This is a genomic window from Goodfellowiella coeruleoviolacea (assembly GCF_024171785.1).
In the GTDB taxonomy this organism is placed as follows: Bacteria; Actinomycetota; Actinomycetes; order Mycobacteriales; family Pseudonocardiaceae; genus Goodfellowiella; species Goodfellowiella coeruleoviolacea.
In genome coordinates this window covers 653,174-677,354 of record NZ_JAMTCK010000001.1, presented here as the reverse complement: position 1 = coordinate 677,354, position 24,181 = coordinate 653,174, and the positions used below count along the sequence as shown (strand labels likewise).

Here is a 24,181-nt window from a genome sequence, read left to right as displayed (position 1 = left end):
CGGATCGTGGCTCCCGGCACCCCAGGACCTCCCCGCGCGTGGCGGGTCGGCGGGGCTTTGCGACTATCGTGCGCCGGCCGGTCGCGCCCGGCCGAGCTACCAACCACGCGCAGGAGGTTCGTCGCGGTGAGCACCGCAAGCGGTCCGTTCCAACCCGGTGACCGGGTGCAGTTGACCGATCCGAAGGGCCGGCGGTACACGCTGGTCCTGGAACCGGGCCGGCAGTACCACACCCACCGCGGCGGCCTGGACCACGACCAGCTGATCGGCAAGCCCGAGGGGTCGGTGGTCACCTCGGCCGGCGGCACCCCGTACCTGGCGCTGCGCCCGCTGCTGGCCGACTACGTGCTGTCCATGCCGCGCGGGGCACAGGTGATCTACCCCAAGGACGCCGCGCAGATCCTGATGTACGGCGACATCTTCCCCGGCGCCCGGGTCCTGGAGGCCGGCGCCGGCTCCGGGGCGCTGACCTGCTCGCTGCTGCGCGCGGTCGGCGAGTCGGGCAGCGTGCTCTCCTACGAGGTGCGGCAGGACCACGCCGACCACGCCGTGCGCAACGTGGAGCAGTTCTTCGGCACGCGGCCGGACAACTGGACGCTGCGGGTGGACAACCTCACCGAGCACTCCGGTGAGGTCGACCGGGTGGTGCTGGACATGCTCTCGCCGTGGGAGGTGCTGCCCACCGTCTCCGCCAACCTGGTCGCCGGCGGGGTGCTGGTGGTCTACGTGGCCACCACCACCCAGCTGTCCCGGGTCACCGAGGCACTGCGCGAGCAGCGCTGCTGGACCGAGCCGCAGGCGTGGGAGACGCTGGTCCGGCCGTGGCACGTGGTCGGCCTGGCGGTCCGGCCGGAGCACCGCATGGTGGGGCACACCGCGTTCCTGCTCACCACCAGGCGGCTGGCCGAGGGCGTGGTGCCGCCAACCCCGCAGCGGCGGCCCAGCAAGGGGTGAACCCGGGCGGGCCCACCGGGTCTACCGGGAGGGCCGGGGCTGGCTGGACGGGGTGCCGGAGGCCGGTGCGGAGTCGTACAGCCCGCACACCCGCCAGCTGCCCGAGTCCTTCACCAGCCGCAGGGGGACGTCCTGGTTGTGCTGCCGGTTGGTCGAGTCGGTGCCGGACACGTGCATGGTGAACGTCCCGTGGTCGCCGTCGACCTGAACGTGGTCGGTGGTGATGGTGAGGTTGGGCTGCGGGGTGGTCCGGACCGTGGCCGACCCGGCCCGTTCCTGCCCGGTGGCCAGGTCCTGCGCGCAGACCACGCCCTCGAACTCGGCGAAGTTGGTCCGGCCCTGCGTCAGCTGGTCCTGGTTGAGCTTGGTGAACTTGTCGACCACGGCGAGCGCCGCGGCGTCGGTGCCGCCGCCGGCCGTGCCGCCGCCCGGCTGCTCGTCGCTCCGGTTCGACAACAGGTACAGGCCGGTGCCGCCGCCGGCGAGCAGCACGACCACGGCGACGACGATGCCGACGACCAGCCCGGTCCTCCGCCCGGGTGGCTGTCCCTGGGGCGGCGGGTAGCCGGGCTGGGACGGGAAGCCGCCGGTGGGAAAGCCGAGTGGCGGTGCCGGCTGGGGGCCCGGCGGGTAGCCACCGGGTGGTGGCCCCACCGGTGGGTAGCCGGCCGGCTGGGCACCGTAACCCCCGCCCTGCTGGCCATAACCCGGCTGGCCCTGCGGCCCTGGCTGTCCGTACGGTCCCGGCTGCTGTGGTGGGTAGGTCACGGCGCACCTCGACGTCTCGGCTGTGCCCGCCACCTTAGTTGGCCTCGCTCCCCGCCCGGAGCCCGCTCGGCCGGGTCTCACTCGTCGTCCGCCGCCATCGCGGGATCGCACATGGTCCAGGTGCCGCCGGTGTTGGTGAACCGCAGGGTGGTGTCCTGCTCGTTGCGCTGCCCGGCCAGTTCCAGTTCGATGTGCAGGCCAACCTCGGCCTCGGTGTCGGACTCGATGACGCTGGTGACCGTGGCCTCGGCCCTGGCGTTCTTCTGCACCTCCTTCATCTTCTCGGCCAGCGCCCGCAGTTCGGGGCCGAGGCCCTCCTCGGCCCGCTTGTTGGCGTCCTTGACCTCGGCGCAGGTCAGCTCGGCCAGCCCCGCCTCGTCCTTGGCGTTGTAGGCCTTGACGTAGGCGTGCGCGGCCTGGGCGGCCCCGCCTGTGCCGGTCCCCACCGGTGTGTCGTCGTGCAGCAGCAGGTACAGGCCGGTACCGCCGCCGAACAGGGCGGCCGCGATGACGACGGCGCCGACGCGCCGGCCGGGCCGGGGCGAGGGCCGGCGGGTCGGCCAGTCGGGGTAGCCCGACCGAGGTGGACAGTCTGGGTGGGACGGTGCGGGCTCGGTGCGCGGCTCGGTCACTGCGGGTCTCCCTGCGATCGCTGTCGGTGTTGATCAACAGGTGCCGCAGCCTAGTGGCGACCAGGGCTGTTTCCGCCGGTTGCGGCGGGTCCACGCCCGGCAGGGTGAGCAACTGGCCCGGAACGTGCGGACGGGCCCGGGGAAGACCCGGGCCCGTCCGGCGCGGTGCTGGCGGGAACCGTCAGCTGTCGCAGAACTTCCACTCGTCGCCCTGCTTGCGCAGGGGCATCTCGTCCGAGAGCTGGTCGCTGCCGCCGGTCTCCTCCAGGAAGGCCGGGGGCACCCCGTTGTACTTGACGGTGATCTCGGCGGTGGCGTGGGTGTCGTCGGTCTGCTTGACCTCGCCGAGGGTGGCCTTCATCGTGACCTTCTTCAGGTCGTCGCGGTACTGCTGGAGTTCCTCGGGCAGGTCGTCCAGCTTGTCGGAGATGTCCAGCGTCTTCTTCATCTTGTCGATGTCGTCCTGCCGCTGGGCGCAGGTGAGTTCCTTCATGCCCGCGTAGTCCTGGTCGTTGAGCAGGGCCACGAAGGACTCGGCCGTCCCCTGGGGGGTGGCGGTGCTGGGGCCGCTGAGCGCCACGACGAGGACGGCCGCCACGGCCACGACCACCACGCCGGCACCGGTGAGGATCCACGGCAGCGGGCTCTTCCGGCGCGGCGGCCCGTACTGCTCGCCGGGCATGCCCGGCACGCCGAAGCCGCCCGGCTGGCCGTACGCACCGGGCTGGCCGTACGGGCCGGGCTGGCCGAAACCGCCTGGCTGTCCGAAACCGCCGGGCTGGCCGGGGTCACCGGGCTGGCCGAAACCGCCCGGCTGTCCGAAACCACCGGGCTGCCCGAAACCACCGGGCTGCCCGAAACCACCGGGCTGCCCGAAACCACCGGGCTGCCCGAAACCACCGGGCTGCCCGGGCTGTCCAAACGCGCCTGACTGGTCCGGCTGCCCGCCGAAGCCACCCGGCTGCTGGGCGTGGACACCGGGCTGCTGCTGGGGGAAGGGTCCACTTTGTGGGAAACCGCCCTGCTGCTGGCCGAACCCGGGCTGCTGCCCGAACTGGCCGGGAACCCCTGGTTGTCCCGGCTGCCCGGGCTGCTGCGGCCAGCCCCCGGACTGCTGGCCGTGGGGCCCTGGCTGTTGCGGCGGGACGGACATCACGTTCTCCTAGCATTTGCCATGAATGGCGTGGACACTGCGCGGACACGCGCCGGTGGACTAAAGATGGACGCACGGTAGCGGGTAGGTGGTTCCGGCTGACACTGGAATGGAGCAGTTCATCCCGCCGAGCGGGCGGTTTGTGTCCGCTCGCATGGCCTGTCCGGCCAAGAGATGACCTCTTTTGTCGGTGATCACCGGTACCGTGGTGGGTACGAGCACGGGAGGAGGGTGCCGACATGCAGCACGACCGTCCCGGCAGCCAATCTGCTGAGTTCTCAGCAGGTGGTGAGCGGAACACTGATCAGGGCTCTGCCGAGCTGTCAGCACAAATCCGGTACCTGGAAGACGAGATCGCTTTGCTGCGCCGCAAGTTGACGGAGTCACCACGACACGTCCGGTTGTTGGAGCAGCGGCTGGCTGAGGCGTCTGAGCGTGTCAGTCAGCTGACCGAGCGTAACACCAAGCTCATCGACACCCTCCGCGAGGCACGCAGCCAACTGCTCGCGTTGCGCGAGGAAGTCGACCGACTCGCACAGCCACCCAGTGGCTACGGCGTGTTCCTCGGCCGACACGAGGACGGCACGGTGGACGTGTTCACCGCCGGCCGGCGCATGCGGGTGGCCGTCTCACCGGCGGTGGAAGGGGAAGCGCTCCGCCTGGGGCAGTCGGTCCGCCTCAACGAGGCGCTGACCGTGGTGGAGGCCGGTGCCTTCGAGCGCACCGGTGAGGTGTGCACGCTGCGTGAACTGCTCGCCGCGGAACCGGACAGCGACGGCCCGCTGCGGGCGCTGGTGGTCGGGCACGCCGACGAGGAACGCGTGGTGTGGCTGGCCGAACCACTGGTCGACGCTCCGCTGAAGCCGGGTGACTCACTGCTGGTCGACGTCAAGGCCGGGTACGCCTACGAGCGGGTGCCCAAGGCCGAGGTCGAGGACCTGGTGCTGGAGGAGGTGCCCGACGTCGACTACGTCGACATCGGCGGCCTGTTCCGGCAGATCGAACAGATCAGGGACGCGGTCGAGCTGCCGTTCCTGCACGCCGAGCTGTTCAACGAGTACAAGCTCCGCCCGCCCAAGGGTGTCCTGCTGTACGGGCCGCCCGGCTGCGGAAAGACCCTGATCGCCAAGGCGGTGGCCAACTCGCTGGCCAAGCAGGTGGCGGCCGCCCGGGGCGACGACGACGGCCAGGCCAAGTCGTACTTCCTGAACATCAAGGGCCCGGAGCTGCTGAACAAGTTCGTCGGTGAGACCGAGCGGCACATCCGGCTGATCTTCCAGCGCGCCAGGGAGAAGGCGTCCGAGGGCACCCCGGTCATCGTCTTCTTCGACGAGATGGACTCGATCTTCCGCACCCGGGGCAGTGGCGTCTCCTCCGACGTCGAGACCACGATCGTGCCGCAGCTGCTCAGCGAGATCGACGGTGTCGAGGGGCTGGAGAACGTCATCGTGATCGGCGCCTCCAACCGGGAGGACATGATCGACCCGGCCATCCTGCGCCCGGGCCGGCTCGACGTGAAGATCAAGATCGAGCGGCCGGACGCCGAGGCGGCCAAGGACATCTTCTCCAAGTACCTGACACCCGACCTGCCCATCCACGCCGACGACCTGGCCGAGTTCGGTGGCGACCCGGCCGCCTGCATCGACGCGATGATCCAGCACACCGTCGAGCGGATGTACTCGGAGACGGAGGAGAACCGCTTCCTGGAGGTGACCTACGCCAACGGGGACAAGGAAGTCCTGTACTTCAAGGACTTCAACTCCGGCGCGATGATCCAGAACATCGTCGACCGGGCCAAGAAGGCGGCCATCAAGTCCGTGTTGGACACCCGGCAGCCCGGCCTGCGGGTGCAGCACCTGTTGGACGCCATCGTCGACGAGTTCGCCGAGAACGAGGACCTGCCCAACACCACCAACCCGGATGACTGGGCACGGATCTCGGGCAAGAAGGGCGAACGGATCGTCTACATCCGCACCCTGGTCACCGGCAAGAACCAGGAGGCGGGGCGGGCGATCGACACCGCCACCAACACCGGTCAGTACCTGTAACGGGACGACCTACCCGCCATCCGGTACTGGGGGATGGCGAGCGCGACACCGTGATTCGGGGCCGTGTCACCAGCGGGTGGCACGGCCCCGAACTCTGTTCTGGGTGGGGCGCACCGGATCCGGCGGCCGGACCCGGCCACGCAGGGGATCTTGACCCCGCAACGGCGTGCTCAGTAAAGTCCAGTGCTGCCCTTTGGTAAGGAAACTTTACTAACGAATACCGCCGCCGCCAGTTTCCGGAGACCCGCAGACCGCGTGGTTCCCCTGCCTGACAAGGAGAAACTGATGGGATGGCAACTACGGTCCGCGACCAGGGCGCTGCCCGTGCTCGCGGCGGCACTGCTGCTGCCGGTCACCGCGGCCCACGCCGGGCCGGCCGCGCCGGAGCGGACCCCAGCGGGCCAGGCCCAGGCCAGCGCGTCCCAGCAGCAGGCCGCGCCGCCCGCCGGCTCACCCGTGGCGGTCAACGGCGCGGTGCGGGTGTGCGGCCGGAACCTGTGCGACCAGCGGGGCACGGCCATCCAGTTGCGCGGCATGAGCACGCACGGACTGCAGTGGTACAGCCAGTGCGTCAACAACGCGTCGCTGGACGCCCTGGCCGGTGACTGGGGCGCGGACATCGTGCGGCTGTCCACCTACGTCCAGGAGGACGGCTACGAGACCGACCCCGAGTACTTCACCGACCTGGTCGACCGGTACGTCGAGGACGCCACCGCGCGCGGCCTGTACGTGATCGTCGACTGGCACATGCTCGACCCCGGCGACCCGCACTACAACCTCAGCCGCGCCAAGACCTTCTTCAGCACGATCGCCCAGCGGCACAAGGGCAAGGACAACGTGCTGTACGAGATCGCCAACGAGCCCAGCGGCGTCAGCTGGTCGCGGATCAGGAGCTACGCCGAACAGGTCATCCCGGTGATCCGCGCCCAGGACGCCAACGCGGTGGTGCTGGTGGGCACCCGGGGGTGGTCGTCGCTGGGCGTGTCGGAGGGCGGCAGCGAGGCGGAGGTCGTCGCCAACCCGGTGAACGCCAGCAACATCATGTACACCTTCCACTTCTACGCGGCCTCGCACGGCGACGAGTACCTGAACACCCTGTCCCGCGCCGCGGACAAGCTGCCGGTGTTCGTGACCGAGTTCGGCACCCAGGAGTACACAGGGGACGGTCCCAACGACTTCACCACGTCCCAGCGCTACCTCGACCTGATGGCGCGCAAGAAGATCAGCTGGACCAACTGGAACTACTCCGACGACGAGCGCTCCGGCGCGGTGTTCAAGGAGGGGACCTGTGGTGCCGGCCCCTACACCGGCACGTCCTCGCTCAAGCCGGCCGGCGTGTGGATCAGGGAGCGCATCCGCGGCGCCGCCAGCGCCGACGGCTTCGGCGGCTGAACCACCGGGCGGACCCACGCCGACGCCGCACCGGGTGGCCCGGCGCTCGCCGGCTCCCGGTGCGGTGCGTCCGGCGCCGTGCGGCGCACCCGATTACCGTTGCCAGCCATGACCACGGGGACACCAGCACACCGGCTCGACCGCTTCGGCCTGGGCCTGGCCGCGCTCGGCCGGCCCGCCTACATCAACCTCGGCCGCCAGGACACGCTCCCGGCCGACCGGACCGTGGCGGCCATGCGCGCGGCCAGCTGGGACGTGCTCGACGAGGCGTACGCCGCCGGCATCCGCTGGGTGGACGCGGCCCGCTCCTACGGCCGCGCCGAGGAGTTCCTCGCCGACTGGCTGGCCGACCGGGGTCACCGCGACGTGACGGTGTCCAGCAAGTGGGGCTACGCCTACGTGGGCGACTGGCGGATGGACGCCGAGGTGCACGAGGTCAAGCAGCACTCCCTGGACCGGTTCGTCGAGCAGTGGACGCGGACCCGGCGGCTGCTCGGCGACCGGGTCGCGCTGTACCAGGTGCACTCGCTCACCGTGGACAGTCCACTGTTCACCGATCAGCCGCTGCTGGCGGAACTGGGCCAGCTAACCGAACAGGGCGTGCTGGTCGGGTTCTCCACGTCCGGGCCCCGGCAGGCCGACGCGGTGCGCCGGGCACTGGCGGTGGAGGTGGGCGGGCGCCGGCTGTTCAGCGCGGTGCAGTCCACCTGGAACGTGCTGGAGCCCTCGGTGGGGCCGGCCCTGCGCGAGGCGCACCAGGACGGGGTGCGGGTGCTGGTCAAGGAGGCGCTGGCCAACGGCAGGCTGGCGGTGCGGCCACCCCGTCCGGTCACCGAGGTGGCCGCCCGGCACGGGGTCGGGCCGGATGCCGTGGCCCTGGCCGCCGTGCTGGCCCAGCCGTGGGCCGACACGGTGCTCTCCGGCGCGGCCAGCCCCGCGCAGCTGCGCGCCAACCTGGTCGCCACGCGGACCAGCCTGACCCCGGACGATCTCGCCGAGCTTGCCGAGCTGGCCCAGGACGCCGAGGCCTACTGGGCCGACCGCGCCGCCCTGCCCTGGGACTAGGGCGGTCGTGGCCGAGGACGGTGTTGGGCTGTCCACATGCGACAGCCAGGGCGGCGGGGCCGCGGGTAGTGTTCGCGCGCGGACCTGGTGATCGCCCCGGGTGCCCGGGTGCCTGTCGCCGACCGGCCGATGAGGAGGAACGATGGTGCGCAAGACGGCCACCTGGGGGCTGTTCCTGGCCTGGCTGGCCAATGACGCCGAGGAGTGGGCCACCATGGCGGCCTGGTCGCGGGCCAACGCCGGGCGGAGCGGCCGGCGCGCGCTCGGGCCGGTCTGGCTGCGGCGGGAGATCTCACCCGCCCACGCCCGGGTGGCCATCTCGCTGATGGGCGTGCTGATGGCCGCCGCGTCGGCCGACGGCGCCCGCACCGGCGGCCGGTCCCGCTTCTACCAGGCGGCGCTGGTCGGCTTCGGCCTGCACGGCGTGGGACACCTGGCGCTGAGCGCGGCGCACCGCGGGTACACGCCGGGTGTGGTCACCGCGCCCACGGTCGTGCTGCCCTTCTCGGCGTGGGCGTGGCGGGAACTCGGCCGGGCCGGGGTGCGCCGGTCGGGCGGCGCGTCGCTGGGGTACGCGGCGGCGCTGCTGCCGGCCGCGCTGTTCGGGGTGCACGCACTGGCCGGGTGGGTGACGCGGCCGCGGGGTGGTCGGCGTGACCGCGCCACCGGGAGCGGAGATCGGTCCGGGTGGACCGTGCGAACCGGCGCCGGGCCCGTGCACTAGGTTGCGGGCTGTGCCCCGGTGATCGACCGGGTGGCACCAGAACTCACCGAATCCGAAGGGACAGCGCGGTGCGTCGCGTGTGCGTGGTGGCAGCGGTAGGCACGGTCCTCGCGTTGGCGGGCTGTTCGGGAAAGCCCAACGACCTCCGGCAGGGGTATGGCGCCAACGCCACGGCCACCCAGTCGGCGGAGCAGGTGACGGCCAGCTCGACCGCGCCGCCCACGACCAGCACCGCACCGTCCACGGTGGACGCCGACGCGCTGCGCCGCAAGCTCACCTCGGCGCTGCTGACCGAGCAGGTGCTGGCCGCCGAGGACCTGGGGCCGTCCGCGCCGCCCAAGGCCGCCAGCCGGCCACCCGAGCTGGCCTGCGGGATCTCCCCGCAGAACGTGGGCCAGCTCTCCGGAGGCATGCAGGCCAGCTGGGTGAGCCAGAGCGGCCAGAGCACCCTCGTCCAGTTCGTGGCGACCGGCGCCGAGGGCGGCGGCCGGGCCGTGGTCGAGGCCGTGCGCGCGAAGCTGACCTGCGCGAACTACTCCCGGCAGGGCAAGGCCGTCCAGGTCACCGGGAAACTGGACCTGGCCGATCTGTCCGGAGTGGACGACCAGTTCGCCTGGTGCGAGCGGGCGACCGACAACACCGGGTCGTGCACCCTGGTGTTGGCGGCCGACGACCTGGTCACCGTGGTGCGGCTGGACACCATCTCCGAGGCGCGGGCCCGCACCGTGCTGCCCAGGATCGCGCCCAAGGCCGCCGAGGCGCTCACCACCGGCTGACCCACCCCGGGTCCGGCCCCGGGTGGGTCAGCCCAGAGGCGTAGGCGATCTCCGCCCCAGGGGCGATCAGGCCAGCGACCGCGGAGCGATGCTCGCGCGGGCCCGGGTTTCCTACTGTCACCGGCGTTTCCGCTGAGGCGCTCGCCTCACCGCACGCTCTGGAGAACCCATCGATGAAGCCGGTGACCGCCGTCCGTATCGCCTTTGCCGAGCTGCGTGCCCGGCCGGGTCGCGCCGTCCTGCCCGGAGTGGCCCTGCTGGTCGGCGTGGCCTGCCTGGTCGCCTCCCTGGTGCTCAACACCGCCATGGCCCAGGCCAGTCAGGAGGGCGGTGAACGCACCCCGGATCCGGTCGCGCTGGTGGTGGCGCCGGACCGGAAGGCCGGCGGCGAGCCGGTGGAACTCGACGCGGCCACGCGCGAGCGGGTGGCCGCCGTCGCCGGGGTGGCCCGGGTGGTGTCGGTGGACCGGGTCCGCGCGGACGTGCTGCTCTCCGCCGGCCGGGCCGGCACCGAGCGCGCCCAGGTGGACGTCGAGCCCGACGAGGCCGGGCTGCGGCGGTACGCGATGGCCGACGGCCGGCCACCCTCGGGTGCCGGGGAGGTGGCCGTGGACCGGGTGACCGCCTACCAGCACGGCCTGCGGCCCGGGGACGTCCTGCCGATGGCCGACGCCGCCGGTGCCCGCGTCGACGTCCGGATCAGCGGCATCACCCTGCGCGGCGGCTCACCCGAGCGGGTCGAACTGGTCGCCACCCCCGCGCTGGCGGCCCGGCTGGGGCAGCCCCAGCCGCGGGCACTGGACGTGCTGCTGGCCGAGGGCGCGCCCGAGGACGCGGTCCGCGCGGCGGTCGCCACCGCGGCGGGCTCCGGTCTGCGGGTGAGCACCGCCGAGGCCGTGCGCCGGGAGCAGGGCGACGACGGCGGGCTGGGCGCGGCGCTGCTGCCGTTCAGCGTGCTCGCCCTGGCCACCGCCGTGTTCGTGGCCTCGGCCACGTTCCGCGCCGTCTACCTGCAACGCCAGCAGCGGACCGCGCTGCTGCGCTGCCTCGGTGCGAACCGCAAGCCCCTGGTGATCGGCAACCTGGCGGAGGCGCTGCTGGTGGGCGCGCTGGCCGGGCTGGCGGGGGCGGCGCTGGGCGGGGTGGCCGCGCTGCTGCTGGCCAGGGTCTTCGACGTCACCGGGGTGTCGGCGATGCTGAGCGCGGTGCAGCTGCGGCCGGCGCTGCTGCCCACCCCGGGCCACCTGCTGCTGGGCGCGGTGGTGGCCGGCGGCCTGAGCGTGCTCGCCGCGATCCGCCCGTCGCTGGCCGCCACCCGGGTGGCCCCGCTGGTCGCGTTGCGGGACGCGGACAGCCAGTCCGCGGGCCAGGCGCTGCCGCGCGGCCGGCGGGTGGCCGGGGTGGTCCTGGTGGCGGCGGCCGGGCTGACGGCGGCGACCGGGATCACCGCGGGCGGCTCCATGGCCGGTGTCTGGCTGCTGCTGCTGTCGGCGATCAGCGCGGTGGGCGGGCTGTTCGGCGCGCTCGGACCGGTGGTGGTGCCGGCGATCGGCCGGCTGTTCGGCGCGGTGGCCGGCCGCGTCGGCGGCACCCAGTGGCGGCTGGCCGGGGTCGAGCTGCGCCGGATGCCGCACCGGGCCGCCGCGGTGGCCATGCCCCTGGTGCTGGCCAGCGCGCTGATCACCTTCGGGGTGACCACCATGGACGCGCTGGGCGCCAGCGCGCGGCTGGACGGCAGCCGCCCGCAGGCCGACGCGGTGGTCACCGACAGCGGGGAGCGGCCGCTGTCCGACGCGGCCGTGCGCACCGTGGTCGACCAGCCCGAGGTGGGCGCCGCCGCGGTGCTGCACGCGGTGACCGGTGGCCCGGTGGGCACCGGGAGGTCCGCGTGGGCGCCGGTGGTCGCCGGCACCGACCCGGCGGGGCTGCGGGAGCTGCTGGCCGCCCTGGGCACCGACGCCGAGCCCGGCCCGGCGAGCGGGGCCGCACCGCTGGGCGCGCAGGAGGCCCTGCTCTCCGAGTGGGCGCTGAACCGGCTGGACGGCCAGGTGGGCGCGCGGGTGGTGCTGCCGGGGCTGCCCGGCGGGGACCGCACGGTGACCGTGGCCGGCGTGCTGCCCGACGGCGTGTTCGGCGACGCGGACGTGCTGCTCGCCGACCCCGGCCTGGCTCCGGCCAGTTCGGTGCTGGTCAGCTGGCGGGCCGGGGCGAACGGCGCGGACTACGCGGCCCGCGTGCGCCTGGGCCTGGCCGACGCGCCCACCGTGCTGGTGGACACCGTCGCCGAGCGCGGCGCCGAGATCGAGCGGCAGCTGGACGTGCTCACCGCGGTGATGATGGTGCTGCTCGGGCTGTCCGTGGCGGTGGCGGTCACCGGGATCGGCACGGCACTGGCCATCTCCGTGCGGGAGCGGCGCAAGGAACTGGCGCTGCGCCGGGCGCTGGGCGTGACCAGGGCCGGGCTGCTCGGCGGGGTGCTGGCCGAGGCGGTGCTGCTGGCCCTGGTGGGGGTGGTCGGCGGCGGCGCGCTTGGCTTCGGCTACGCCGCGGCGCTGACCGGGTCGGCGGGGCTGTTCGCGATGTCACCGGGCGTGCTGACGCCACTGCTGTGCGGTGGCCTGGTCGTGGTGGTGCTCGCGGTGCTGACCGCGCTCGGCCCGGCGCGGGCCGCCGGCCGGATTCGCCCCGCCGCCGGCCTGGCCAGCGGCTGATCGGCGCAACCGGGGCGGCGATGCGGCACACTCGTGGCATGGGTCTGAGCCAAGGTCGCCGTGGAGGTCGTAGGCTGCCAGACATGCGGCGGATCATGGGGACCGAAGTGGAGTACGGCATCGCGGTGCCGGGTGATGCCACGGCCAATCCAGTGCTCACCTCGACGCAGGTCGTGCTCGCCTACGCCGCGGCGGCGGACATACCCAGGGCCAGGCGCGCCCGGTGGGACTACGAGGTGGAGTCGCCGCTGCGTGACGCCCGCGGGTTCGACCTGGGCACCCCCGGCGCCCACCCGACCGACCCGGACGTGGAGGACCTCGGCGCGGCCAACGTGATCCTCACCAACGGTGCCCGGCTCTACGTCGACCACGCCCACCCGGAGTACTCGGCGCCCGAGGTCACCAACGCCAGGGACGCGGTGATCTGGGACAAGGCCGGCGAGCGGGTGATGGAGGAGGCCGCCATCCGCGCCGCCACCGTGCCCGGCCAGCCCCGGTTGCAGCTGTACAAGAACAACGTGGACGGCAAGGGCGCCAGCTACGGCACCCACGAGAACTACCTGATGGCCCGCAGCACCCCGTTCACGGCCGTGATCGGCGGGCTGACCCCGTTCTTCGTCTCCCGCCAGGTGGTGGTGGGGGCGGGCCGGGTGGGCCTGGGCGCCGCCGGTGAGGAACCCGGGTTCCAGCTGTCCCAGCGCGCCGACTACATCGAGGTCGAGGTCGGTCTGGAGACCACGCTCAAGCGGGGCATCATCAACACCCGCGACGAGCCGCACGCCGACGCCGACAAGTACCGGCGGCTGCACGTCATCATCGGGGACGCCAACCTGGCCGAGACCTCGACCTACCTGAAGCTGGGCAGCACCGCGCTGGTGCTGGACATGATCGAGTCCGGCCAGCGGTTCGACGACCTGCGGCTGGCCGACCCGGTGCGGGCGGTCCACGCGATCAGCCACGACCCGACCCTGAAGACGACGGTGGAGCTGGCCAACGGGCGCAAGTTCACCGGCCTGGACCTGCAGTTCGCCTACCACGAGCGGGCCGCGCGGCACCTGGACCACGAGGGCGGGGACCGGGAGTCCGTGGACGTGCTGCGCACCTGGGGCGAGGTGCTGGACGCGCTGTCCCGCGACCCGCAGGAGTGCGCCGACCGGCTGGACTGGCCGGCCAAGCTGCGGCTGCTGGAGGGCTACCGGGCGCGCGACGGGCTGGGCTGGGCCTCGCCCCGGCTGCACCTGGTCGACCTGCAGTACTCGGACGTGCGGCTGGACAAGGGCCTGTACAACCGGCTGGTCGCCAGGGGCTCGATGCGCCGGCTGGTCAGCGAGGAGGAGGTCAGGGCGGCCATCACCACCCCGCCCGAGGACACCAGGGCCTACTTCCGCGGGCGGTGCCTTGAGCGCTACCCGACGGCGGTGGCGGCGGCCTCCTGGGACTCGGTCATCTTCGACCTGGGCCGGGAGTCGCTGGTGCGCATCCCCACCCTGGAGCCGCTGCGCGGCACCAAGGCGCACGTCGGGGCGCTGTTGGAGGCCGCGGACACCGCCGAGGAACTCGTCGACGCCCTGACCAGGGGCTGAGCAGCTGGAACCGGACCCGGCGGCGGCCGGCCCCGCCGCGTCGCCCGGGTTCTGGCCCGGGCCGCCGGGCGGTCCCGCGGTCGACGGGGCCGGCGCGGTCGGCGAGTGCAGACGGATGTCGGTGCCGGTCGGTAGTGTTTTGGTAGGCCATCCAGACGGGAGGCGAGATGTCCCAGGAAAAGGTGCAGCGCCAGGGCGGCGGCGACAACGACGACGAGATCGAGGGCGGCGGTCCGGCAGGACAGGAACGTCGGGAGAAGCTCGGCGAGGACGTTGACGCGATCCTGGACGAGATCGACGACGTGCTGGAGGAGAACGCCGAGGACTTCGTCCGCGCCTACGTGCAGAAGGGCGGCGAGTAACAGCCCACGGTGGGCCGGCGGGCCGCGTGCCCGCCAGCCGCTGGGGCGTGTCCAGGGCCGGTGGCGGGCCGGCCCAGGCACGGCCAGCCCAGCCGCCAGTTCGGGCAGCACCGGTCCCGCACGCACCCAGTCCCGCAGAAACCAGTCCCGCAGGCCCCGCTCCGGCCGCACCAGCCGCGGCCAGGACACGGCGGCGCGGGGTGAACCACCACCAACTCCAGGTAACTCTGGGAGGCCAAGCTCCACATGGAACGCCACTCGGCTCGGCGCCCCTTCGGCGCGGCTTTCCCCATGGCCGACGTGCCGTCGGGGTCGTCCTCGTTCACCGACTTCCTGCGGGTCGCCGCACCTCGGCTGCTGCCGAACGGCCGGCCGACCCCGCACGGCGTCGCGGCTGAGCAGGCCGGCCTGCCGCACGGCACCACGATCGTGGCGCTGACCTTCCGCGGTGGGGTGGTCATCGCGGGCGACCGCAGGGCCACCTCCGGCTCGATGATCAGCCAGCGCGATGTCAAGAAGGTGTACATCACCGACGACTACTCCGCCATCGGCATCTCCGGCACCGTCGGGATCGCCGTGGAGCTGGCCCGGTTGTTCGCCGTGGAGCTGCAGCACTACGAGAAGATCGAGGGCGTTCCGCTGACCCTGGACGGCAAGGCCAAGCGGCTGGCCACCATGGTCAAGTCCAACCTGGACAACGCGATGAACGGGTTGATCGCCCTGCCGCTGTTCGTCGGCTACGACCTGGACGCCGCCGAGGCGGACCGGGGCGGGCGGATCATCTCCTACGACCCGGTCGGCGGGTTCTACGACGAGACCCCGACCGGCTACGAGGCGGTCGGGTCGGGGTCGGTGTTCGCCAAGACGGCGCTGAAGAAGCTGTACGACCGGGACGCGGACCGGGACGCCGCGGTGCGGGCGGCGGTCGAGTCGCTGTTCGACGCGGCCGACGAGGACACCGGCACTGGTGGCCCCGACCTGTTCCGCAAGATCTACCCGATGGTGGTCACCATCACCGCCGAGGGCGCCGAACCCATCCCCGACGAGGACGTCGCCTCGGTGGTGGAGGCGGTGGTCGCCGCGCGGCACGAGCGCCCCGGCGGCTGAGCGCGCCTTCGTAGGATCTCGCTGTCCCGACCCCTCTCTCGCTAGGAGCGCACAACGTGACCATCCCGTTCTACGCGTCGGCTGAACAGGTGATGCGTGACCGGTCGGAGTTCGCCCGCAAGGGAATTGCCCGCGGCCGCAGCGTGGTGGTGCTGACCTACTCCGGCGGGGTTCTGTTCGTCGCCGAGAACCTGTCCACCACGCTGCACAAGGTCTCCGAGATCTACGACCGGATCGGCTTCGCCGCGGTCGGCCGGTACAGCGAGTTCGAGAACCTGCGCACAGCCGGGGTGCGCCTGGCCGACCTGCGCGGCTACTCCTACGACCGGCGGGACGTGACCGGACGCTGGCTGGCCAACGCCTACGCGCAGACACTGGGCTCGATCTTCACCGAGCAGCAGAAGCCCTACGAGGTCGAGGTGTGCGTGGCCGAGGTCGGCGAGAGCGCCGACCAGGACGAGCTGTACCGGCTCACCTACGACGGGTCCATCCAGGACGAGCCCGACCTGGTGGTGATGGGCGGCCAGGCGGACGCCATCTCCACCGCGCTCAAGGAGTCCTACCGCCGGGGCATGGAGCTGGGCGAGGCGATCCGCACCACAGTCGCCGCGCTGAGCAGCGTGAGCGCCGCGAACGCGCAGCCGCTGGGCGCCAAGCAGCTGGAGGTCGCGGTGCTGGAGCGGGCCCGGCCGCGGCGCGCGTTCCGGCGGATCGCCGGCGCCGCGCTGGAGGAGCTGCTGACCGCACCGGACGCGCGGGACGAGCCAGGGGAGGCGGGTCCGGCCGCGGCCGAGGAGCCCGAGGGGGCGGCGGCCAAGACCGAGGCTGCCAAGGGCGAGACGGCCAAGGGCGAGTCGGGCAGGAGCAGCACGGCCAAGGGCGGCAGGGGCAAGGGCGGCACCGCCAAGGACGGCAAGGGCGAGGACGACTCGGCCAGCGGCTGATCCGACCGTCGGGAAGCCCGGTCGCGGGCGGGTCGATCCGCAACCGCGGTGGCCTGTGGCCCGCCTGGGCGGCCGGTGCCGCCCAGCCGAGGACGCGTCCGGCGCGCCCGCGGCGCGGGCTGTCCCGCGGGGTCCATCCAGTAAGCTCGATCAAGGCTGGTGACGTGCCCTGGACACCGTGCGCACGGGGGGTGCGGCGGAGCGGGGCGGCCAGGTGTCATGCGGAGAGGAGAACCGGGTGCCAGCGGACTCAGATGATCTGGGGCGTCTTCCGCACGTCTCGCTGTTGCCGGGAAGTTCGTCGTTCACCGAGTTCGTGGCGGTCCACTCGCCTGATCTGCTGCCCGCGCGGTTCGCCGCCGCGTCCGGCCGGGGCGTGGCCGACCTGCCGCACGGCACCACCATCGTCGCCCTGACCTTCGCCGACGGCGTGATCATGGCCGCCGACCGGCAGGTCACCGCCGGCTCCATGATCGGCAGCCGGCACGGCGAGAAGATCTACCGGGCCGACGAGTACTCCAGCGTGGGCACCGCGGGCACGGCCGGGATCGCCGTGGAGATCGCCCGGCTGTTCCAGGTCGAGCTGGAGCACTACGAGAAGATCGAGGGCACCCTGCTGTCCCTGGACGGCAAGGCCAACCGGCTGTCCGGCATGGTGCGGGACAACCTCCCGCTGGCCATGCAGGGCATGGCGGCCATCCCGCTGTTCGCCGGGTACGACCCGGACAGCGGCATCAGCAAGATCTTCAACTACGACGCGGCCGGTGGCCGCAGCGAGATCCGCGACTACCACGCGATCGGCTCGGGCTCGATCTTCGCCCGTGGCGCCCTCAAGAAGCTCTACCAGGACGACCTGCCCGAGCAGGACGCCCTGCTGGTGGCCCTCCAGGCGATCTACGACGCCGGCGAGGAGGACACCGCCACCATGGGGCCCGACCTGGTCCGGGAGATCTACCCCCGGGTGCACGTGATGAGCGCGGCCGGCAACCGCCGGCTCACCGACGCCGAGGTCGGCGAGCTGGCCCAGCAGGTGGTGGCGTCCCGGCGGGTTCGGCCGGACGGACCGCGCGCCGCCGCGCGCTGACCCCCTCGGCGTTCCAGGGCCGGGCGCGCTCCGCGAGCACGCCTGGCCCCGCTGTTCTCCGCCCGTTGTTCTCAGGGGCTGCCGGCGTCGCTCCCGGCGCTGTCCGCCTCCGGGTTGGCCCGGTAGATGCCCAGCGCGGCCGGCTGGGACTGGAACACGAAGTGTCGGCCCTCCGGCCCCACCTCACCGTCGGTGGCGATCGCCACCGGGCTGCCCAGCACCCGCACGTCGAGCTTGCTGGTTTCCAGGTGCTGGTAGGTGGGGCTGTGGTTGAGCGCGCCCAGCAGCGCCGCCAGCACGAAGCGCAGCCGGGAGAAGCGGACGTCGGCCCGGACGTAGCGCACGTCCAGCTGGCCGGTGTCCAGCTTGGGCCGGCTGGTCGGGGCGAACCCCTTGGGCCGGTACGGGCCGTTGCCCACGAACAGCACCCACACCAGGTGCGGCGCGCCGTTGAGTTCCATCCGCAGCGGGCGGGACCGGGCCAGCACCTTGGCCAGCGCCATGCCCGCGGCCGGCCACTTGCCCCACCGGTCCTGCAGCCGCTCGCGCAGCCGCACCATGTCCGGGTAGCCGCCCAGGCTGGCGGTGTTGACGAACCAGCGCAGCGGGTTCCCGTCGACCCGGACCGCGCCCAGGTCGACCAGCACGCCGTCGCCGGTCGCCACGGCCTCGGCCACGTCGTCGAGCCCGCGCACGCCCACGTCGCGGGCGAAGTGGTTCAGGGTGCCGGCCGGGATCAGCACCATGGGCAGGTCGTACTCGGCGGCCACGCTGGACACCGCCGCGGCCGTGCCGTCCCCGCCGGCCACGCCCAGCGCGCGCGGCGCCTGCGCACCGCGGTCCACCAGACCGCGCAACTGGTCGACCAGGTCGGTGTCCGGGTCGGGGTAGACCACGGCCGCCCTGGGCCAGCGCCGCCTGATCTGCTCCTCCGGGTCCTCGGTGTCCACGCCGGCGCCCGGGTTGACCAGCACGGTCAGGCCGGCGCCGTCGGTGATGGCCGGCACCAGCGCCGGCTGCCTGGCCCTGGCCGGCTCGCCCTGGCCCAGCGGCCACCAGCGCCGGGTGGCCAGGCCGGTGCCGATCCCGATCAGCGCGCCGACCGCCACGTCCGAGGGCCAGTGCACGCCGGTGTGCACCCGGGAGTAGGCCACGGCCGCGGCGACCGGGGCCAGTGCCAGCCCGGCCGCGGGGTGTTCCATGGTCACGGCCGTGGTGAACGCCGCAGCCGAGGCGGCGTGGCCGGACGGGAAGGACGAGGAGGTCGGCCGCCTGGTCAGCCGCCGGCGCACCGGCATCAGGTCGGCGGCCGGCCGGCGCCGGGGGAACAGGCTCTTGCCCACCAGGTTGACCGTGGCGCTGGCCCCGGCGATGGCCACCACGCCGCGCAGCGCCGCACGGCGGGGTGCCCCCTTGCGGGTGGCCAGCACCGCGGCGCAGGCGAACCACAGCAGGCTGTGGTTGGCCGACCTGGTGAGCTGCTTGAGCCCCTGGTCGGCGGGTGTGCGGCGCACGGCTGCGCTGCGCCGCACCAGTTCCTGGTCGATCCGACCCACCCGTGCCAGGGAGTCACGCAGTCGTTTCCACACGCCTGGCACGGTAGTCGAACGGATGTCGCCCCGAACGGCTCACTGATCGCCGCGCGAATTGCGCTTAGGGTGAAGGGATGGAGCGGCGCATCTTCGGTATTGAGACTGAGTTCGGGGTGACCTGCACCTTCCATGGGCAGCGCCGGCTGTCGCCCGACGAAGTCGCGCGATACCTGTTCCGGCGGGTGGTGTCGTGGGGCCGGTCGTCCAACGTTTTCCTCCGCAACGGTTCCCGCCTGTACCTGGACGTCGGATCGCACCCGGAGTACGCCACAGCCGAGTGCGACGACCTGACCCAGCTGGTCACCCACGACAAGGCTGGCGAGCGCATTCTGGAGGACCTGCTGGTCGACGCCGAGCGGCGGCTGGCCGACGAGGGCATCGGCGGGGACATCTTCCTGTTCAAGAACAACACCGACTCGGCGGGCAACTCCTACGGCTGTCACGAGAACTACCTGGTCGCCCGGGCGGGTGAGTTCTCCCGGATCGCCGACGTGCTGCTGCCCTTCCTGGTGACCAGGCAGCTCATCTGCGGCGCAGGCAAGGTGCTGCAGACGCCGCGCGGCGCGGTCTACTGCCTGTCGCAGCGCGCCGAGCACATCTGGGAGGGCGTGTCCAGCGCGACCACCCGGTCCCGGCCGATCATCAACACCCGCGACGAGCCGCACGCCGACGCCGAGCGCTACCGCCGGCTGCACGTGATCGTCGGCGACTCGAACATGTCCGAGGTGACCACGCTGCTCAAGGTGGGCAGCGCGAACCTGGTGCTGGAGATGATCGAGCAGGGCGTGCAGTTCCGCGACTTCAGCCTGGACAACCCGATAAGGGCGATCCGGGAGATCAGCCACGACCTGACCGGGCGCCGCACGGTCCGGCTGGCCGGCGGCAAGGAGGCGTCCGCGCTGGACATCCAGCGGGAGTACTACGAGCGCGCGGTCGAGCACGTGGAGCGCCGCACCCCGGACGCGACCGCGCGCCGGGTGGTGGAGCTGTGGGGCCGCACCCTGGACGCGGTGGAGAACCAGGACCTGGGCAAGATCGACCGGGAGATCGACTGGGCCATCAAGCACCGGCTGGTCGAGCGCTACCAGAGCAAGCACGGTCTGGAGCTGTCCAGCCCGCGCATCGCCCAGCTGGACCTGGCCTACCACGACATCCGCCGCGGTCGGGGCATCTTCGACCTGCTGCAGCGCAAGGGGCAGGTGGAGCGGGTCACCGACGACGGTGAGATCGAGGCGGCCAAGGACACCCCGCCGCAGACCACCAGGGCCAAGCTGCGGGGCGACTTCATCGCCGCGGCCCAGGCCGCCGGCCGGGACTTCACCGTGGACTGGGTGCACCTCAAGCTGAACGACCAGGCGCAGCGGACGGTGCTGTGCAAGGACCCGTTCCGCGCGGTGGACGAGCGGGTGGACCGGCTGATCGCGTCGCTGTAGCGGACCGGCCGCCGGCACGTGCGCGGGCGCACCGGGCTCTCCCGGGGCGCGGGACATGAGGCGATCGTCACGCGCTCACCGGGCAGCGTTAGGGTCTGCTGGTGGCCACCGCACGTGCCGAGCGGCTTGTCAACCTGGTGCTGTGCCTGTTGTCGACCCGTCAGTACCTGACAGCCGACCGTATCCGCGCCATCGTCCCGGGCTATGCCGACGCCCCGAGTGACGAGGCGTTCTTCCGCATGTTCGAACGGGACAAAGCCGAACTGCGCGACCTGGGCATTCCCCTGGAGACGGGGAGGAACGCGCTGGCTGATCCGGTGGAGGGCTACCGGATCGCCCGGCGCGACTACGAGCTGGGCGACATCGACCTGGAACCGGACGAGGCCGCCGCCGTCGGCCTGGCCACCAGGCTGTGGGACTCGCCCGAGCTGACCGGGGCCGCGCACGGCGCACTGCTCAAGCTGCGCGCCGCCGGGGTCGACGTGGACCAGGCCACGCCCGCCGTGGTCGAGCCGAGGGTGCGCACCAGCGAGCCGGCGTTCGCGCCGCTGCTGGCCGCCGTCCAGGCCGGCCAGGTGGTGCGGTTCGGGTACCGGGGGCAGAGTTCGGTGCAGGTGCGCGAGCGCACGGTCGAGCCGTGGGGCGTGGTGTCCTGGCGCGGCCGGTGGTACCTGGTCGGCCACGACCGCGACCGGGCGGCCCCGCGCTGCTTCCGGCTGTCCCGGGTGCTCGGCGAGGTGCGCCTGGTGGGCCGGCCGGGCGCGGTGCAGCCACCGGTCGACGTGGACCTGCTCCAGTTCGTGGCCCGCACCGGTGCCGACGCCGAGCCGGGCACGACCACCGCGACGCTGTGGGTGGCCGAGGACCGGGCGCACGGGCTGCGCCGCCGGGCCCGCACCGTGGGCAGCCGCACCGTGGCCGGCGTGCCCGGCGACCTCGTCGAGATCGACCTGGACCTGCCGGACACGGCCGCGAGCTGGATCGCCGGCTTCGGCCCCGACGTGCTGGTGCTGCAGCCCGACACGCTGGCCAGGGCCGTGCGCGAGCGGCTGCTCGGCGCGCTGGCGGCCCGGCTGGACCACGACGGATCAGCACACCCGGTGGCCACGGGCCACCTGACGGCGGAGGAACGAGCGTGAGACCGGCCACCGAGCGGCTGCCCCGACTGCTGGCCCTGGTGCCGTACCTGATCGCCCGGCCGGGCATCCTCATCGAGGAGGCGGCCCAGGACTTCGGCGTCACGCCCAAGCAGTTACGCCGGGACCTGGAGCTGCTGTGGATGTGCGGCCTGCCCGGGTACGGGCCGGGCGACCTGATCGACCTGTCCTTCGAGGGCGAGACCGTCACGGTCACCTTCGACGCGGGCATGCGCCGGCCGCTGCGGCTGACCGCGGCCGAGGCCACCTCGCTGGTGGTCGCGCTGCGCGCGCTGGCCGACACCCCGGGCGTGGTGGACGTCGACGCGGTGCAGCGGACCCTGGCCAAGATCGAGGCCGCGGCCGGCCAGGCCCACCCGGCCGGCGTGGTGGTCGGCCTGTCCGCCCGGGAGGGTCAGGAGACCGCCCGGACCAGGGACGCGGTCCGCGCGGCCGTGCAGGGCCGCAGGGCGGTGCGCATCCGCTACTACACGGCTTCCCGGGACGCCATCAGCGAGCGGACCGTGGACCCGATGCGCCTGCTGCTGCTGGAGGGCCGCAGCTACCTGGAGGCGTGGTGCCGCTCGGCCGAGCGGGTCAGCCTGTTCCGGCTGGACCGCATCGACGAGGTGCGGGTGCTGGACGAGCCGGCCGTGCCGCCGCCGCACGCCCAGCCCACCGACACCTCCGAGGGGCTGTTCCAGCCCGATCCCTCGCAGCGCGTCGCCCGCCTGGTGCTCGAACCCGACGTCCGCTGGGTCGCCGAGTACTACCCGATGGAGGAGGTCACCGAGCTGGCCGACGGCCGGCTGCGGGTGCTGATGCGCTACGCGGACACCTCGTGGATGGTGCGGCTGCTGCTGGGACTGGGCGGTGCGGTGCGCGTGGAAGCACCCGCTGACCTGGCCGACCAGGTGGTCGAACGGGCGGCCGAGGCGTTGCGGCGGGCGGATCACCTGCTGGCAACCTAGTGCGGATACCGTGTGCGCCGTGCCGTACTTATCGACCGTGCTGATCGTGGCAGTGGGACTGGCGCTGGGCCTGGCCGTGCTGGCCGCGGTGGGAATCCGCGTGTTTCGGTCCTTGCGCAGGTTCGCCTCGACCAGCAGGCTGGTCAACGACCAGGTCGGTGACGACGTTGGGCTGCTCAAGGCGCGGTCGGCCGCGCTGCGGGTGGCCGTGGACCAACGGCGGCGCACGGCGCGAGACCGGTGACGGTTCGCACCACGTACCATCGACTGCACCGGGGAAGGACAGGAGGACCACCGTGGGTAACCTCGGAGTACCTGAGCTGATCATCATCGCCGTGGTGATCGTGTTGCTGTTCGGCGCCAAGAAGATGCCGGACATGGCTCGCTCGATCGGCCGGTCGATGAAGATCTTCAAGGCCGAGACCAAGGGCCTGCGCGCCGAGGAGGAGGCCGAGCAGCCCAGCGCCGCCGCGCCGCAGCCGCAGCCGCAGCAGCCGGTGGCGCAGCCGCAGCAGCTGCCCGCGGCCCAGCCGCAGGTGGTCCAGCCCGCGCAGCCGCAGGCGTCGACGCCCAAGAGCAACGTCAACAACTGAGAAGGACGGGCCCCACGGTGGGTGAGGACTCAACCCGCCGCCAGGCAACAGCACGTCAGCAACGCCGAGAACGTCGCCGTCAGCGGAGCCGGAGGCACAACCCTGACGGCACGATGACGCTCATCGAGCACATCTACGAGCTGCGCAACCGCCTGGGGGTGGCATTGCTGGCCGTGCTGGCCGGCGGCGTGCTCGGGTTCCTGTGGTTCCAGTACCGGGTGTGGGGGCTGCCCTCGCTCAGCGACCTGCTCACCGAGCCGTACTGCGCGTTGCCGTCGGACATGCGGGTCAAGTTCGACGGCGAGTGCCGGCTGTTGCAGACGGCGCCGTTCGAGGCGTTCCTGATCCAGATGAAGGTGGGCATCGGCGTTGGCGCGGTGCTGACCAGCCCGATCTGGCTGTACCAGATCTGGGCGTTCATCACCCCGGGGCTGTACGCCAAGGAGCGCAAGTTCGCGGCGAGCTTCGTCCTCTGCGCGGTGGTGCTGTTCGTCGCGGGCGCGGTGCTGGCCTACTTCGTCGCGCCGCAGGGCCTGCTGGTGCTGAGCAGCTTCGGTGGTGACGCGTTCGTCACCGCGCTGGCCGGGTCGAGCTACGTCAACTTCATCCTCGGGCTGCTGCTGGTCTTCGGGGTGAGCTTCGAACTGCCGCTGCTGGTGGTGATGCTCAACCTGGTGGGCGTGCTGCCCTACGAGAAGCTGCGGCAGTGGCGGCGCGGCATCATCTTCGCGCTGTTCATCTTCGCGGCGGTGGCCACCCCGGGCACCGACCCGATCTCGATGGTCGCCATGGCCGTCGCGTTGACCATCCTGTTCGAACTGGCCATCCAGATCGCCCGGATCAACGACCGGCGCAAGGCCAGGCGGCGGGCCGCCGAGGGCTGGGACAACCTCAGCGACGACGAGGCGGCGCCGTTCGACTACACCCCGGAACCGGTCGAGCCGGCGGAGCCGATCGCCGCGGACGGCCAGCAGCGGGTCAAGTACGACGACGCGACCTGACCACCCGGTCACCGTTCGACCACCCTCCGCTCCCGGTGCGCGAGACCTTCGCCCGCCGGGAGCGGTTTTTTCGGGCCCGACACCCCGTGGCGTGCCCGATATGACCGATTCCACCTCTCGGGGAGTAATACTTCGCGGCGTCTGTCGGTGTC

22 protein-coding genes are annotated in these 24,181 nt (G+C 72.6%); 18 read left to right on the top strand and 4 right to left on the bottom strand.

The features are described from left to right. The first annotated feature begins 126 nt into the window (after positions 1-126). Positions 127-954: a tRNA (adenine-N1)-methyltransferase gene (locus LX83_RS02775; RefSeq protein WP_253766592.1), complete on the top strand. Its 828-nt coding sequence runs from the start codon at positions 127-129 to the stop codon at positions 952-954. Between the two features lie 21 nt (positions 955-975). Here LX83_RS02775 and LX83_RS02770 read toward each other — a convergent pair whose 3' ends face one another. From LX83_RS02770 to LX83_RS02760, 3 genes are all read right to left on the bottom strand, one after another. Next, positions 976-1,722, bottom strand: a complete 747-nt coding sequence (locus LX83_RS02770; protein ID WP_253766590.1) for an Rv0361 family membrane protein — start codon at positions 1,720-1,722, stop codon at positions 976-978. Between the two features lie 77 nt (positions 1,723-1,799). Next, positions 1,800-2,354 (bottom strand): Rv0361 family membrane protein, encoded by a 555-nt coding sequence (locus LX83_RS02765; RefSeq protein ID WP_253766588.1) that lies wholly within the window; start codon positions 2,352-2,354, stop codon positions 1,800-1,802. Positions 2,355-2,535: 181 nt separating this feature from the next. After that, entirely contained in the window at positions 2,536-3,507 is a 972-nt protein-coding gene (locus LX83_RS02760; RefSeq protein ID WP_253766586.1) for an Rv0361 family membrane protein, read from the bottom strand. 239 nt (positions 3,508-3,746) lie between these two features. Between LX83_RS02760 and arc the strand changes: the two genes are divergently transcribed. From arc to prcB (LX83_RS02705), 11 genes are all read left to right on the top strand, one after another. After that, positions 3,747-5,555, top strand: coding sequence for a proteasome ATPase (gene arc, locus LX83_RS02755; protein ID WP_253766584.1), 1,809 nt, complete (start codon positions 3,747-3,749; stop codon positions 5,553-5,555). 285 nt (positions 5,556-5,840) lie between these two features. Next, positions 5,841-6,947: a glycoside hydrolase family 5 protein gene (locus LX83_RS02750; RefSeq protein WP_253766582.1), complete on the top strand. Its 1,107-nt coding sequence runs from the start codon at positions 5,841-5,843 to the stop codon at positions 6,945-6,947. 108 nt (positions 6,948-7,055) lie between these two features. Then, positions 7,056-8,012, top strand: a complete 957-nt coding sequence (locus LX83_RS02745) for an aldo/keto reductase (RefSeq protein WP_253766580.1) — start codon at positions 7,056-7,058, stop codon at positions 8,010-8,012. Between the two features lie 142 nt (positions 8,013-8,154). Beyond that, positions 8,155-8,736, top strand: coding sequence for an HXXEE domain-containing protein (locus LX83_RS02740; protein ID WP_253766579.1), 582 nt, complete (start codon positions 8,155-8,157; stop codon positions 8,734-8,736). Between the two features lie 86 nt (positions 8,737-8,822). Next, positions 8,823-9,512, top strand: coding sequence for a hypothetical protein (locus LX83_RS02735; RefSeq protein ID WP_253766577.1), 690 nt, complete (start codon positions 8,823-8,825; stop codon positions 9,510-9,512). Between the two features lie 173 nt (positions 9,513-9,685). Then, complete coding sequence (locus LX83_RS02730) at positions 9,686-12,223, top strand: FtsX-like permease family protein (RefSeq protein WP_407649458.1); 2,538 nt, start codon at positions 9,686-9,688, stop codon at positions 12,221-12,223. An 83-nt stretch (positions 12,224-12,306) separates the two neighbouring features. Beyond that, positions 12,307-13,806: a depupylase/deamidase Dop gene (gene dop / locus LX83_RS02725; protein WP_253766573.1), complete on the top strand. Its 1,500-nt coding sequence runs from the start codon at positions 12,307-12,309 to the stop codon at positions 13,804-13,806. A 167-nt stretch (positions 13,807-13,973) separates the two neighbouring features. Next, positions 13,974-14,168, top strand: a complete 195-nt coding sequence (locus LX83_RS02720; RefSeq protein ID WP_253766571.1) for a ubiquitin-like protein Pup — start codon at positions 13,974-13,976, stop codon at positions 14,166-14,168. Between the two features lie 246 nt (positions 14,169-14,414). Next, positions 14,415-15,275, top strand: a complete 861-nt coding sequence (prcB, locus tag LX83_RS02715) for a proteasome subunit beta (RefSeq protein ID WP_253766569.1) — start codon at positions 14,415-14,417, stop codon at positions 15,273-15,275. 56 nt (positions 15,276-15,331) lie between these two features. Then, on the top strand, positions 15,332-16,219 hold the full coding sequence (gene prcA / locus LX83_RS02710; RefSeq protein WP_253766567.1) for a proteasome subunit alpha: 888 nt from the start codon (positions 15,332-15,334) through the stop codon (positions 16,217-16,219). 238 nt (positions 16,220-16,457) lie between these two features. Next, positions 16,458-17,303: a proteasome subunit beta gene (prcB, locus tag LX83_RS02705; protein WP_253766565.1), complete on the top strand. Its 846-nt coding sequence runs from the start codon at positions 16,458-16,460 to the stop codon at positions 17,301-17,303. Positions 17,304-17,374: 71 nt separating this feature from the next. Here prcB (LX83_RS02705) and LX83_RS02700 read toward each other — a convergent pair whose 3' ends face one another. Next, the gene (locus LX83_RS02700; RefSeq protein ID WP_253766563.1) at positions 17,375-18,892 is read right to left on the bottom strand and encodes a bifunctional phosphatase PAP2/diacylglycerol kinase family protein; all 1,518 of its coding nucleotides are present in this window, start codon (positions 18,890-18,892) and stop codon (positions 17,375-17,377) included. A 77-nt stretch (positions 18,893-18,969) separates the two neighbouring features. Here LX83_RS02700 and pafA point away from each other — a divergent pair, with 77 nt between their 5' ends. The 6 genes from pafA to tatC all read left to right on the top strand — a co-directional run bounded on the left by pafA (position 18,970) and on the right by tatC (position 24,029). Continuing rightward, positions 18,970-20,328, top strand: coding sequence for a Pup--protein ligase (gene pafA, locus LX83_RS02695; RefSeq protein WP_253766561.1), 1,359 nt, complete (start codon positions 18,970-18,972; stop codon positions 20,326-20,328). 101 nt (positions 20,329-20,429) lie between these two features. Further along, a complete protein-coding gene (locus LX83_RS02690; RefSeq protein WP_253766559.1) occupies positions 20,430-21,467 on the top strand; it encodes a helix-turn-helix transcriptional regulator in 1,038 nt (345 codons plus the stop codon). Beyond that, positions 21,464-22,435: a helix-turn-helix transcriptional regulator gene (locus LX83_RS02685; protein WP_253766557.1), complete on the top strand. Its 972-nt coding sequence runs from the start codon at positions 21,464-21,466 to the stop codon at positions 22,433-22,435. The genes LX83_RS02690 and LX83_RS02685 overlap by 4 nt, the downstream gene beginning before the upstream one ends. A gap of 19 nt (positions 22,436-22,454) precedes the next feature. Continuing rightward, entirely contained in the window at positions 22,455-22,679 is a 225-nt protein-coding gene (locus LX83_RS02680; RefSeq protein ID WP_253766555.1) for a bacteriophage holin, read from the top strand. 52 nt (positions 22,680-22,731) lie between these two features. Beyond that, a complete protein-coding gene (gene tatA, locus LX83_RS02675; protein WP_253766553.1) occupies positions 22,732-23,028 on the top strand; it encodes a Sec-independent protein translocase subunit TatA in 297 nt (98 codons plus the stop codon). Positions 23,029-23,141: 113 nt separating this feature from the next. Further along, a complete protein-coding gene (gene tatC, locus LX83_RS02670) occupies positions 23,142-24,029 on the top strand; it encodes a twin-arginine translocase subunit TatC (protein WP_253766551.1) in 888 nt (295 codons plus the stop codon). Positions 24,030-24,181 lie beyond the last annotated feature (152 nt).

Excerpts from the sequence above, each read along its gene's own strand:
- LX83_RS02760 (WP_253766586.1), bottom strand. The coding sequence starts at position 3,507 with ATGTCCGTCCCGCCGCAACAGCCAGGGCCCCACGGCCAGCAGTCCGGG.
- arc (WP_253766584.1), top strand. The coding sequence starts at position 3,747 with ATGCAGCACGACCGTCCCGGCAGCCAATCTGCTGAGTTCTCAGCAGGT.
- LX83_RS02750 (WP_253766582.1), top strand. The coding sequence starts at position 5,841 with ATGGGATGGCAACTACGGTCCGCGACCAGGGCGCTGCCCGTGCTCGCG.
- LX83_RS02745 (WP_253766580.1), top strand. The coding sequence starts at position 7,056 with ATGACCACGGGGACACCAGCACACCGGCTCGACCGCTTCGGCCTGGGC.
- LX83_RS02740 (WP_253766579.1), top strand. The coding sequence starts at position 8,155 with ATGGTGCGCAAGACGGCCACCTGGGGGCTGTTCCTGGCCTGGCTGGCC.
- LX83_RS02730 (WP_407649458.1), top strand. The coding sequence starts at position 9,686 with ATGAAGCCGGTGACCGCCGTCCGTATCGCCTTTGCCGAGCTGCGTGCC.
- dop (WP_253766573.1), top strand. The coding sequence starts at position 12,307 with ATGCGGCGGATCATGGGGACCGAAGTGGAGTACGGCATCGCGGTGCCG.
- LX83_RS02720 (WP_253766571.1), top strand. The coding sequence starts at position 13,974 with ATGTCCCAGGAAAAGGTGCAGCGCCAGGGCGGCGGCGACAACGACGAC.
- prcB (WP_253766569.1), top strand. The coding sequence starts at position 14,415 with ATGGAACGCCACTCGGCTCGGCGCCCCTTCGGCGCGGCTTTCCCCATG.
- pafA (WP_253766561.1), top strand. The coding sequence starts at position 18,970 with ATGGAGCGGCGCATCTTCGGTATTGAGACTGAGTTCGGGGTGACCTGC.
- tatC (WP_253766551.1), top strand. The coding sequence starts at position 23,142 with ATGACGCTCATCGAGCACATCTACGAGCTGCGCAACCGCCTGGGGGTG.